Here is a 12004-nt window from a genome sequence, read left to right on the forward strand (position 1 = left end):
AGCAAACCGAAAATGCTAAGCGTTGCGAATCTGCCTTAAACGCTTTGTTAGTTGCCATTCTACACCTTTGATTTCCAGTTTATTTCCACTTTGCCAACACCCTTTTTGAGCGTGTTGAAAAACTCAAATCAGGCGCAGTTTTAAAGCGCCTGTCACTGAAACCACTTGGAATTAGCAACGCCGTAGAAAACTGACTAAAAGCACCAAAAAGACCTTTTGGAAAGACAATGTCACAAAGCTGATTTTCAACGAGTACATTCGCGTCTGAAACGGCAAAACAAAGCCACAATATTAAAAATCGAACGCAACTTCAGCACACAACACCTAGACACAAAACTGAGCAAATTTGCACAATTCATTAGCCTTAAACTTTCTGCTTTAGCTGCGTTTTTACCACTGGCAACTAACGCCGCGTTAAGTAGTGAGCAACATTGCCACCTAACCTAAACCATTGTGCCGTAAACACTAAATTCAAAGCAAACTGAAAATGCCTAGCGTTGCGAATCTGCCTTAAACGCTTTGTTAGTTGCCATCTAACCCTTTGATTTCCAGTTCATTTCCACTTTGCCAACACCGTTTTTGAGCGCTTTGAAAAACTCAAATCAGGCGCAGTTTCAAAGCAACTGTTACTGAAACCACTTGGAACTTACAACGCCGTAGAAAACTGCCTAAAAGCATCAAAAAGACCTTTTGGAAAGACAATGTCACAAAGCTGATTTTCAACAAGTACATTCGCGTCTGAAACGGCAAAATAAAACCACAATATTAAAAATCGAACGCAACTTCAGCACACCACACCCAGACACAAAACTGAGCAAATTTGCACAATTCATTAGCCCTAAGTTTTTCGATTGAGCTACGTTTTTACCGCTGGCAACTAACGCCGCGTTAAGTAGTGAGCAACATCGCCACCTAACCTAAACCATTGTGCCATAAACACTAAATGCAAAGAAAACCAAAAATGCTTAGCGTTGCGAATCTGCCTTAAACGCCTTGTTAGTTGCCATTCTACACCTTTGATTTCCAGTCATTTCCACTTTGCCAACACCATTTTTGAGCGCTTTGAAAAACTCAAATCAGGCGCAGTTTCAAAGCGCCTGTCACTGAAACCACTTGGAACTTACAACGTCGCAGAAAGCTGACCAAAAACACCCAATAAACCTTTTGGAAAGACAATGTCACAAAGCTGACTTTCAACGAATACATTCGCGTCTGAAACGGCAAAACAAAGTAACAACATTGAACATTGAACATTGAACACAATTTCAGCAAACCACACACTCAGGCACAAAACAGAGCAAAATTGCACGATTCATAAGCCCTAAATTTTCTGCCTTAGCTTCGTTTTTACCGCTGGCAACTAACGCCGCGTTAAGTAGTGAGCAACACTGCCACCCAACCTTAACCATTGTGCCGTAAACACTAAATTCAAAGCAAACTGAAAATGCCTAGCGTTGCGAATCTGCCTTAAACGCTTTGTTAGTTGCCATTCTACACCTTTGATTTCCAGTCCATTTCCACTTTGCCAACACCGTTTTTGAGCGCTTTGAAAAACTCAAATCAGGCGCAGTTTTAAAGCGCCTGTCACTGAAACCACTTGGAATTAGCAACGCCGTAGAAAACTGACTGAAAGCACCAAAAAGACCTTTTGGAAAGGCAATGTCACAAAGCTCACTTTCAACGTGTAAATTAGCATCTGAAACGGCAAAAACAAAACCACAACATTAAAAATCGAACATAATTTCAGCAAGCCACGCCTAGGCACAAAACCGACCAAAATTGCACAATTCATTTGCCGTAAGTTTTCTGATTTAGCTGCGTTTTTTTTCACTGGCAACTAACGCCCAATTAAGTAGTGAGTAACGCACTGACCAAGCCGCTGCAAACCACTTAAAACACAAAAGCCAACGCATAGTAAATTCGTCAAGCGTTGCGAATCTGCTTGAATTGTTTGTTATGTTTTACCACAAATGACTGATTTATTTGGCAAAGAACTGCTTTGTTGACCACATTTCAAGAAGTGAATCACAAGCTCACACTCACTTGGCCGCCAAATGCACGAAACACCAAGCGCGTAAGTCCACTTCCCTGCCCAATGAGGCAACCCAACTTCGCCTCAACAAGCGCCCTCTCTTTCCAAACACAGCGCAGAACAATGGCAAATTGCCGAGGCAACTGCCAAGCCGACATGCTACTTGGCAAATACGCTGAAAGCGCCTTAGAGCCAGTGAAACTTAAAACCAGCCACCACGACCTGCAAATGAAGCAACCCACGAATATTGGCATGTTTTACGGGCTGAGAAATTCAAGGATTTAGGCCGACAATGTAGATTTGCTGAAGAAACTCGAACGAATGGCCAAAGAGACAAAGAACATAGATCGAAGAAGATTTAAGCCACTGAAATACAAGTAAACATAACGCTGCGTTAAGGTGTGACAAGCGCTTGCCATACTGTGAGCGAAGCGAAACCGGCAAGCGTTTGGAATCACTCTTAAACGCTTTGTTAGGCTAACTTTTCTGCGATTTCCACAACGACGGGAACAACAGATAAAACTAACAAGCCTGACATGGTGAAATTAAATATGATCCGGCTTCTTGAACTATTCAGGGCAGTCTTTAATAAAGAACCAAATACCAACCACACCCCCACACATGGAAAGGAAACAACAAAGAACGTCAAAGCAATCATAACGTTTTGACTAAAGAAGTTAGCACCTACCGTTGTAAAAGCTGCGAGGGCACCTGTTGCGACAACCCATGCTTTGGCATTGACCCACTGAAACAATGCTCCTTTCATGAATGAAAATGGCCTACTTGGTTTGCCTGACTCTACATCTTCAACTGAGCTCGCGATGAGGTATGCCAAGTATAGTAAGTACAAAACACCGATACATTTAATGATGAAATGAAGATGAGGAAATATTTCAAATAACTGCGAGAACCCCAAACCTACGAGCAAAAGCATCACTGTGAAACCAACACAAATACCTGTTAGAAGAGGTAGGCTTTTCCTGATTCCAAAATTCAGACCTGAGGTCATTACCATTATATTGTTCGGACCAGGTGTCACTGACGACGAAACTGCGAACAAAACAACAGCAAATAGGTAGTCCATATAGTATTCCTTACTAGGGTATTCCGTATAAAACACATATGGGGGCAGCTCAAAGATTAATCAAGTTTTCGGTAGGTAGCCTAACGCCCAATTAAGTAGCCCGAAACGCACTGACTGACTTTCCGCATAACACCGTAAACACGAAATTCAACGCAAACCAAAAGTGCTAAGCGTTGAGGGTCTGCTTGAATTGTTTGTTATGTTTTACCACAAATGACTGATTTATTTGGCAAAGAACTGCTTTGTTGACCGCATTTCAAGAAGTCAGTCACACGCTCAAACTGACGTGGCCGCCAGATGCACGAAACACAAAGCGCGTAAGTCCACTTCCCTGCCCAATGAGGCAACCCGACAAAGGTTCAACAAGCGCCCTCTCTTTCCAACCACAGCGCAGAACAATGGCAAATTGCCGAGGCAACTGCCAAGCCAACATGCTACTTGGCAAATACACTCAAAGCGTCTTAAAGACAGTGATATTTAAATCCAACCTCCACGACCTGAAAATGAAGCAACCCACGAATATTGGCATGTTTTACGGGCTGAGTGATTCATGAACTTAGACCGATAATGCTGATTTGCTGAAGTACTCGAACGAACTGTCCAAGGGACAAAGAAAGTAGATCGAAGAAACTTTAAGCCACTGAAATACAAGTAAACATAACGCTGCGTTAAGGTGTGACAAGCGCTTGCCATACTGTGAGCGAAGCGAAACCGGCAAGCGTTTGGAATCACTCTTAAACGCTTTGTTAGGGGCAGGCTCAGTATTCCTCAGAAACAATTAGTTCACCGCCAGATTCTATGACAACAAAAGCCACTGAGTGCTGCTTGCTATGAAAACCAACAGAACATATAGCCATTGAACCCGAACCACATGTAACCTCGGGGTATTGCTTACTGAAAGAGGCTTCGCCTTCTTGCTTGGGGGAGAGTTCCCAGCCTTTGGCAAAAAATTCATTTTTCACCATATCGTAAGCTTTACCTTTAAACTGAGAAAAATCTAACTCATTAGCGGCTATAGAAGTAACCATAGCAATGACTGAAACTAAGACGACGCCAAACTGAATTTTCAATCTACTCTTCCTTACAAATATCGACAGCCCCTAACGCCGCGTTAAGGGGTGAACAACGCTATGCCACCCAAACTAAGTCATTGTGCCGTAATCACTTAAGCCGATTCAAACTAATAATGCCAAGCGTTGAGAATCCCTCTTAAACGCTTTGTTATGCATGATCTCTCCTATTCGTGTGGATGTTTAGGAAATTGTTTTGCGCGGTCTCCAATTTTGAACCAGTGTGGCTTTTCCGAAACAAACTCATGAAATTGATTTTCTATTTCAAACTCAGTATCTAAGCAATTAGCATTAATTGGAAACGAATCCATTTCAGATAGAACCTCACCAAGAGAAGTCCCACAAACTGAACAAAAACATCTGTCGTATTCATATGGTGGCTGAGCTTTAAACGTAGCTATTTTATCTCGACCTGTAGTTATCTTAAACTTATCAGACTTAACAAAAACTAATGAACTCGCACCAACTTTACGACAACGACTACAATGGCACATTCCCATCAGACTTGGCTTTTCAGCTAATTCGAATTGAACCGAGTTACAACAACAGCTTCCTTTAATCATCTTGATCCCTTTTATAAACACAGATTGTTTAACAAGATAATAGCATTAGCTGTATATATGTACAGTTTCAATTATGCATAACGCCCAATTAAGTTGTGAGCAACGCTGCTACCTGACTAAAACACTGCACCGTAATCACCAAACCAATTGAAACCGAAAGCGCCGAGCGTTGCGAATCAGCTTGAATTGTTTGTTATGTTTTACCACAAATGACTGATTTATTTGGCAAAGAATTGCTTTGTTGACCACGTTTCAAGAAGTCAGTCACACGCTCAAACTGATATGGCCGCCAAAGGCACGAAACACAAAGCGCGTAAGTCCACTTCCCTGCCCAATGAGGCAACCCGACAAAGGTTCAACAAGCGCCCTCTCTTTCCAACCACAGCGCAGAACAATGGTAAATTGCCGAGGCAACTGCCAAGCCAACATGCTACTTGGCAAATACGCAGAAAGCGACTTAGAGCCAATGACATTTAAAGCCAACCGCCACGACCTGAAAATGAAGCAACCCACGAATATTGGCATGTTTTACGGGCTAAGAAATTCAAGAATTTAGGCCGACAATGCGGATTTGCTGAAGTAACTCGAACGAATGGCTAAAGGGACAAAGAACATAGATCGAAGAAGTTTTAAGCCACTGAAATACAAGTAAACATAACGCTGCGTTAAGGTGTGACAAGCGTTTGCCACACTTGAGCGAAGCGAAACCGGCAAACGTTTGGAATCACCCTTAAACGCTTTGTTATGTGTATTTTCCGACTGCAACATTATAACCTTATTTTCTATGGGTGGTCCGCTCTTACTTTGACCGCTACACTGTTCAAGTCAAATAAAACAAGGAATACAGACATGATCCAGATAGGCCAAACATTACCAACCGCTACCCTTAGTGAACTAGGTAACGAAGGAATGGTAAACCATAGCACTGACGAGCTTTTTGCAAACAAGCGAGTTGTACTCTTCGCTGTACCCGGAGCATTTACACCAACTTGCTCAGAGGCCCATCTGCCTGGTTACGTTGTACTCGCTGACGAAATTAAGGCAACAGGTATCGATCTCATTGCTTGTGTTTCAGTTAACGATGCTTTTGTAATGCAAGCTTGGGGTGAGGCACAAAATGCCACAGAAATTATGATGTTAACCGATGGCGATGCCAGCTTTACAAAATCTTTGGGGCTTGAAATGGATACGGCGACTTTCGGCGGAATTCGTTCACAGCGCTATGCAATGGTTATCGAAAATGGCGTGATTACACAGCTAAATGTCGAGGAGCCAAAACAATTTGAAGCTAGCAAAGCCGAGACTATTCTAGCTGCACTCAAGTAATCTTCAAGAACAACAACGGTTCAGAGTAGTCTATTCTGAACCGTTTTTCTGTGAATTCACATAACGCCCAATTAAGGGGTGAGCAACGCCTCCACCCAAACCTAAAGCATTGTGCCATAAACACTAAATTTGGAGTAGAAGCAAAAGTGCCAAGCGTTGTGAATCCCTCTTAAATTGATTGTTATATTCAATTTTCACGTTAGTCACCAACCATTCCAACTACATTTTGGACCTGAAGAATAAGCACTAACGCGGCGTATAAAATCGGCACCACGACAGTCACAAACTTAGATATACCTGCCCGCCAATAGAGATCCAAGGAGCTACGTAAAACCTCTAGCTCGAGTTGAGATAGATTTCGACGAGAGTGGTATACCAACTCACATACATCGTGGTTAATTAAAACCTCAAATCCAAGCATTTCCATTCGGTGCTTAGCTATATTGAATTTCGGAATAATTACGCTGATAGCATGTTGGCGCTTTTGCGAAAAAGTAAGTTTATCTGGTGTAGGCAATGCGCCATTTGTTGCCAAGTAAGCTTTCATATACGTTACCCGTGCCTTTGACTCGGATAGAGCCGAAATATATTCCGCTTTAATCTGAGAGTATCGTGAAACAGTTAAATTCCTACAATGACTGACTAAAAGTGCAACGTAATATAATAGCGCTGTAATCGCGAAAGCATATAGATAAATAGGGTTATCGATTGAACCTTTTAGAATACCAATATTGACGTCATACACACCATTCGATGATGGTTTGACAAAAAATAACAGCAACGAAACTGTAGATGCAAACATAAGGTTTCTACGGATTGTGAAAAACTCCGTATCAAATTCAAAACTGAACTTCCCTGCTTGCTTTTCTACAAAACTTTCTGGAGCTACCCGAATGCTTTCAAATTCATCTGGCGTGAGCATGCGCCAGTTTTCCACATCTTCAGGCTTGAAGCCAATTAACTTACCATTGTGGATGTTGATGTAATGTCTTGTTTTCATCCAAATTCTCTAAAAAGTCGAGCAATGCTGATTGAATATAACGCCGCGTTAAGTAGTGAGCGACGCCTCAACCTAACCTAAACCATTACACCGTAAACACAAAACTCAACTTGAACTGAAAATGCCGAGCGTTGCGAATCTGTCTTAAACGCTTTGTTAGGAATTATTCTGAGACGATCGCTGAATAATAACCGACTGTCAGCAATGACAATACAGAAACAACTGCAATGGCATCTGCTGTGACGGCAACAGGGGTAACTACAATTTTCCCTACTTTTGAAATTCCACCTTCAGGCTCCTCCACTATAATAAGTTGTTCCTTATCGAAGGGAGTAACCTGGAGCTCACCTTCGATCTGATACAACTTGCCTGACAGTCGAGTTTTATATGCAAGCCCGTTTGATGCTTTTGTAAAACCTAACCCCAAAAGAATTTTTGCTTCTGATGAATCACTGGCAACATCCGTGATCAACTTGAGCACCCCAGTTACCGTATTATTATCATTAATTTTAAAGTAATCGTACTTTGGCTGAAAATCGAATTCATGACTTGCAGATAGAATATCTTTGAAGTCTTTAGAGATATTGAAAATATAACTATATCTATCACCACCAATGATCAGTAGATCCTTGTCCGGAACAACATAGTAGCCAGTCACCTTTTCTGTAAAGGTAGGAGGCTCCCACAGTGCGGAAGTACATCCTGTTATGGCTAATAATGCCAAAAGAACGATTGTAATGCGCTTCATGAATACTCCTTATTCCTAACGCCGCGTTAAGTAGTGAGCAACATGCCACCCAGCCTAAACCATTGTGCCGTAAACACTAAATTCAAAGCAAACCGGAAATGCTTAGCGTTGCGAATCTGCCTTAAACGCCTTGTTAGTTGCCATTCTACACCTTTGATTTCCCGTTCAGTTCCACTTTGCCAACACCGTTTTTGAGTGCTTTGAAAAGCTTAAATCAGGCGCAGTTTCAAAGCGCCTGTCACTGAAACCACTTGGAACTTACAACGTCGTAGAAAACTGACTAAAAGCACCCAATAAACCTTTTGAAAAAACAATGTCACAAAGCTGACTTTCAACGTGTAAATTAGCGTCTGAAACGGCAAAACAAAACCACAACATTAAAATTTGAACGCAAACTCAGCAAACCATACCAAGAAACACAACCGAGCAAAACTACACAATTTATTAGCCCTAAGCTTGCTATTTTAGCTGCGTTTTCCCGCTGGCAACTAACGCCCAATTAAGTTGTGAGCAACGCTACTACCTGACTAAAACACTGCACCGTAATCACCAAACCAATTGAAACCGAAAGCGCCGAGCGTTGCGAATCAGCTTGAATTGTTTTGTAACCCTCCCCAAAAAACTGGTCATTAGCTATTAGAGTTTTTCCGTTTACACTGAAACAAACGGAGAACGCATGATGAAAAAATCACGCTACACAGAAACGCAAATCGTAAAGATCCTGAAGGAAGTCGAAGCAGGACGAAAGGTTAACGAAGTCTGTCGTGAATATGGCATCTCTGATGCGACATACTACAACTGGAAGTCCAAGTATGGTGGTATGGAAGCGTCAGATGTTAAACGGCTCAAAGAGCTCGAGGATGAGAATCGGAGGCTCAAGCAAATGTTTGCAGACCTCAGCCTCGAGCACCGTATCGTTAAAGATATCCTGGAAAAAAAGCTGTAAGGCCAGCGGTTAAACGCGAGCTCGTCGATTACGCTCGCAAACACTATCAGGTCAGTTTGCGAATGGCCTGCCGCGTAGTTGGCATTAGCGACTCAGTCTATCGCTACCGACCAGAGCCTCATCGAGATGATGAGGTTATCGCTAAATTGCAAGAGGCAGTAGAGCGGTACCCTGCATACGGTTTTAGCAAATTATTTAAAGTACTTAGGCGCTGGGGACACCGATGGAATCATAAACGAGTCCATCGAGTGTACTGTTCGCTCAAGCTAAACCTACGGCGCAAGGGCAAAAAGCGCCTACCTAAACGAAATCCAGCGCCACTGGTATGCCCAGAGTCGATCAACAGTTGCTGGTCTATCGATTTCATGAGTGACGCATTGCTCTGCGGCAGACGCTTTCGTACGTTCAATGTCGTGGACGATTTCAACCGTGAGGTGCTAGCGATTGAAGTAGATCTCAATCTGCCTGCACCACGCATTATAAGGGTGCTAGAACGCATTATTGCCTGGCGAGGGTACCCCAGTAAGCTGCGCATGGATAATGGCCCTGAATTTATCTCGACCACTCTGGCTGAATGGGCTGAAGAAAACGCAGTTGAACTGGAATTTATTCGCCCAGGCAAACCAACGGAGAACTCCTATATAGAGCGATTTAACCGAACTTATCGGACAGAAATACTCAACATGTACGTGTTCAAAACCTTGAGCGAAGTCCGAGACCTGACAGAAAAATGGATGAAGGAATACAACGATGAACGCCCTCATGATTCACTCGATGATCTGACTCCTTGGGAGTATTTAGCAAGGCATGAAAGTAGGAAAAACTCTAATTTAGAGTGCCACTAAAACAGGGAGGGTTACAGTTTGTTAGGTGCGTTTTTAAAGGTTCAACACTAATTTACCTTGGTTTACTTCTCTAATACTGAGACACTTGGCCCGCAAATTACATTAGGCAAAATAATATGAAACTTTTAGTTCGCAATCTAGCGCGTACCATCACTGAACACGAAGTTCGTGTACTATTCTCTGCTCACGGTAAAGTTACCGAGTGCAACTTGATTCTAGACCAAGAAACAGGCTTATCAAAAGGTTTCGCGTTTGTCGAAATGCCAGATGACAAAGAAGCAAAAGTTGCTATCCAAAACCTGAACCTTTCAAACGTTGCTAAAAGCACCATCCGAGTAAAACGCGCTCAAAACTAAACTCAAAAAGCCAGTAGTTAACTTCTGCTGGCAGTTTTCCGCTTAAGCACCTAACGCCCTGTTAAGGTGTGAGCAACGCTATGCATAAGCTCCCGCATATCGCCTTAAACACAAAACGCAACGCATAGCAAAAATGCCAAGCGTTGCGAATCACTCTTAAACAGTTTGTTAGCTAGCTGGCTTTAACCAGCAAAAGACTTCAGACAATGAAGCGTTGCAGCTTTAGTCGCATCATATTTGTCATGTGATAATTGAGGCTTGGTGTTAAGAAAAGAAGAAAACGCATCTTCAATTTGCTTCTTACAAACGTTTCTAGGCTTTTCCTGAATACAAGGAGTGTGAAAAATAATTTTGTAAACACGACCAGTATTTTCGCCAACTTCAAAATCTACTTGCGCATCAGAGTCATGGTAGGAGCGCTTAATTTTCTCATCGACCGGAATGTACATGAATTCAATGAAGTAGGATAAGTCATTGTTATCACCGTGTCGAAAGGCACTAGGTACATCGTATGGCGAAAGAAAAAGCTGATACTTTGTATGTGAATCAGCATTCTTTTTCTCAAACAGTGATTGACTAAGTTTATGCCAGCAACTTTTCATAATTCCTCCAACAGTACAGCCAAAACTGGTCCAGAAACCGAAACAGCCTTTTGTACTTCTTCTATTAGTATACCCTCAGCGCTTTTACTATCAAGTACGGCGACTCCCCAAGGTTTACCATTTTTCCCTAGTATAGGAAAGCCAACAAAAGAGCGAGCTGGTACGCGCCCTGCACTAACATAAGACTGTAAAACCGAACCTCTCGTTCCCGTTGAGTCACAATATTTCTGCTTATTATCAATACTAGACATACTAGTAATCTTAGGGAGTTTTTGCCTTACAACAATACTGTTAGTTGCCCATGCGACACCAGCAACCCCTTCCGAAGACAGCCCATCATCAGGGGCCCAAAAGACGGCTTTTGCATTCTGTCCAGTGTAACCAGATCTTGCAATTGGTACTAACCAACCACTAAATGGATGCCTAGATAAAGACCAAGGAAAATGCTTAAAGCACCAATATCGTTTTTTGGATAAAAGCCCCCAATAGGTTCGCTTATATTTAAATAACGTTACGCGATGATTGTCATTGTAATCATTTGACTCATCGCAAAATAACCACTCTTTAATAACATCTAGTTTTTTCTCTAAGCACTTAACCACTGTTGCAGGTCGAGAAATTTTTAACAATACTGCAGAAACAAAGAAGCAGAATGCTATTGCTATTAAAATACTAGGAGCATTATTTTTGATTAGACCAACAAGGGTTTTACTATATGGAAACCAATCAGCTTCTGTCGCGTTAAGGTCTAGCTGTATCACCGAGCCTACGAGCAATGACAAGCCACCAGAAATACCGTTGACCCATCTTAAATACTTTTGATTACGTTTTCTTACTTTATAATTAGACACAGAGCCCCCCATTTACCGGACGACATAATACAACAGCACTCACAGTGTGTATATGTACATTAAAGCTAGCTAACGCTGCGTTAAGGTGTGACAAGCGTTTGCCACACTTGAGCGAAGCGAAACCGGCAAACGTTTGGAATCACCCTTAAACGCTTTGTTAGGTGCGTTTTTAAAGGTTCACCACTAATTTACCTTGGTTTACTTCTCTAATACTGAGACACTTGGCCCGCAAATTACATTAGGCAAAATAATATGAAACTTTTAGTTCGCAATCTAGCGCGTACCATCACTGAACACGAAGTTCGTGTACTATTCTCTGCTCACGGTAAAGTTACCGAGTGCAACTTGGTTCTAGACCAAGAAACAGGCTTATCAAAAGGTTTCGCGTTTGTCGAAATGCCAGATGACAAAGAAGCAAAAGCTGCAATCCAAAACCTAAACCTTTCAAACGTTGCTAAAAGCACCATTCGAGTAAAACGCGCTCAAAACTAAACTCAAAAAACCAGTAGTTGATTTCTGCTGGCAGTTTTCCGCTTAAGCACCTAACGCCCTGTTAAGGTGTGAGCAACGTAGTACCAAAG

11 protein-coding genes are annotated in these 12004 nt (G+C 42.1%); 4 read left to right on the forward strand and 7 right to left on the reverse strand.

Annotation, left to right across the window (positions count from 1 at the left end):
• Nucleotides 1–2504: 2504 nt before the first annotated feature.
• From ViNHUV68_RS20565 to ViNHUV68_RS20575, 3 genes are all read right to left on the reverse strand, one after another.
• The gene (locus ViNHUV68_RS20565; protein WP_391091059.1) at nt 2505–3116 is read right to left on the reverse strand and encodes a LysE family transporter; all 612 of its coding nucleotides are present in this window, start codon (nt 3114–3116) and stop codon (nt 2505–2507) included.
• 758 nt (nt 3117–3874) lie between these two features.
• Nucleotides 3875–4186: a hypothetical protein gene (locus tag ViNHUV68_RS20570; RefSeq protein ID WP_391091061.1), complete on the reverse strand. Its 312-nt coding sequence runs from the start codon at nt 4184–4186 to the stop codon at nt 3875–3877.
• Nucleotides 4187–4353: 167 nt separating this feature from the next.
• On the reverse strand, nt 4354–4749 hold the full coding sequence (locus tag ViNHUV68_RS20575; RefSeq protein ID WP_391091063.1) for a GFA family protein: 396 nt from the start codon (nt 4747–4749) through the stop codon (nt 4354–4356).
• Between the two features lie 849 nt (nt 4750–5598).
• Here ViNHUV68_RS20575 and ViNHUV68_RS20580 point away from each other — a divergent pair.
• Nucleotides 5599–6075 carry a redoxin family protein gene (locus tag ViNHUV68_RS20580; protein ID WP_391091065.1) on the forward strand — a complete coding sequence of 159 codons (477 nt, stop codon included), beginning with the start codon at nt 5599–5601 and terminating at the stop codon, nt 6073–6075.
• 199 nt (nt 6076–6274) lie between these two features.
• On the opposite strand, the gene ViNHUV68_RS20585 is transcribed toward ViNHUV68_RS20580, so the two are convergent.
• Together ViNHUV68_RS20585 and ViNHUV68_RS20590 are read right to left on the reverse strand one after the other, a co-directional pair.
• Nucleotides 6275–7075: a hypothetical protein gene (locus tag ViNHUV68_RS20585; RefSeq protein WP_391091067.1), complete on the reverse strand. Its 801-nt coding sequence runs from the start codon at nt 7073–7075 to the stop codon at nt 6275–6277.
• A 163-nt stretch (nt 7076–7238) separates the two neighbouring features.
• A complete protein-coding gene (locus tag ViNHUV68_RS20590) occupies nt 7239–7823 on the reverse strand; it encodes a hypothetical protein (protein ID WP_391091069.1) in 585 nt (194 codons plus the stop codon).
• Between the two features lie 679 nt (nt 7824–8502).
• Between ViNHUV68_RS20590 and ViNHUV68_RS20595 the strand changes: the two genes are divergently transcribed.
• Nucleotides 8503–9614 (forward strand): IS3 family transposase gene (locus ViNHUV68_RS20595; protein ID WP_391090223.1). Its coding sequence is split into 2 segments (ribosomal slippage): nt 8503–8755 and nt 8755–9614, totalling 1113 coding nucleotides; the frame shifts between segments, so codons are not numbered across the junction.
• 116 nt (nt 9615–9730) lie between these two features.
• Nucleotides 9731–9970 (forward strand): RNA recognition motif domain-containing protein, encoded by a 240-nt coding sequence (locus tag ViNHUV68_RS20600; RefSeq protein WP_391091071.1) that lies wholly within the window; start codon nt 9731–9733, stop codon nt 9968–9970.
• Between the two features lie 182 nt (nt 9971–10152).
• Here the strand turns inward: ViNHUV68_RS20600 and ViNHUV68_RS20605 are convergent, their stop codons facing one another.
• Together ViNHUV68_RS20605 and ViNHUV68_RS20610 are read right to left on the reverse strand one after the other, a co-directional pair.
• The gene (locus ViNHUV68_RS20605; RefSeq protein ID WP_391091073.1) at nt 10153–10572 is read right to left on the reverse strand and encodes a hypothetical protein; all 420 of its coding nucleotides are present in this window, start codon (nt 10570–10572) and stop codon (nt 10153–10155) included.
• Nucleotides 10569–11423, reverse strand: a complete 855-nt coding sequence (locus tag ViNHUV68_RS20610; protein ID WP_391091075.1) for a hypothetical protein — start codon at nt 11421–11423, stop codon at nt 10569–10571. Before ViNHUV68_RS20610 ends, ViNHUV68_RS20605 begins: the two co-directional genes overlap by 4 nt.
• Nucleotides 11424–11675: 252 nt before the next feature.
• Here ViNHUV68_RS20610 and ViNHUV68_RS20615 point away from each other — a divergent pair, with 252 nt between their 5' ends.
• On the forward strand, nt 11676–11915 hold the full coding sequence (locus tag ViNHUV68_RS20615) for an RNA-binding protein (protein ID WP_275866007.1): 240 nt from the start codon (nt 11676–11678) through the stop codon (nt 11913–11915).
• The last annotated feature ends 89 nt before the right edge of the window (nt 11916–12004 follow it).

Source organism: Vibrio sp. NH-UV-68 (assembly GCF_042940635.1).
GTDB lineage: Bacteria > Pseudomonadota > Gammaproteobacteria > Enterobacterales > Vibrionaceae > Vibrio > Vibrio pacinii.

Excerpts from the sequence above, each read along its gene's own strand:
- ViNHUV68_RS20580 (WP_391091065.1), top strand. The coding sequence starts at position 5,599 with ATGATCCAGATAGGCCAAACATTACCAACCGCTACCCTTAGTGAACTA.
- ViNHUV68_RS20565 (WP_391091059.1), bottom strand. The coding sequence starts at position 3,116 with ATGGACTACCTATTTGCTGTTGTTTTGTTCGCAGTTTCGTCGTCAGTG.
- ViNHUV68_RS20585 (WP_391091067.1), bottom strand. The coding sequence starts at position 7,075 with ATGAAAACAAGACATTACATCAACATCCACAATGGTAAGTTAATTGGC.
- ViNHUV68_RS20590 (WP_391091069.1), bottom strand. The coding sequence starts at position 7,823 with ATGAAGCGCATTACAATCGTTCTTTTGGCATTATTAGCCATAACAGGA.
- ViNHUV68_RS20575 (WP_391091063.1), bottom strand. The coding sequence starts at position 4,749 with ATGATTAAAGGAAGCTGTTGTTGTAACTCGGTTCAATTCGAATTAGCT.
- ViNHUV68_RS20615 (WP_275866007.1), top strand. The coding sequence starts at position 11,676 with ATGAAACTTTTAGTTCGCAATCTAGCGCGTACCATCACTGAACACGAA.
- ViNHUV68_RS20600 (WP_391091071.1), top strand. The coding sequence starts at position 9,731 with ATGAAACTTTTAGTTCGCAATCTAGCGCGTACCATCACTGAACACGAA.
- ViNHUV68_RS20605 (WP_391091073.1), bottom strand. The coding sequence starts at position 10,572 with ATGAAAAGTTGCTGGCATAAACTTAGTCAATCACTGTTTGAGAAAAAG.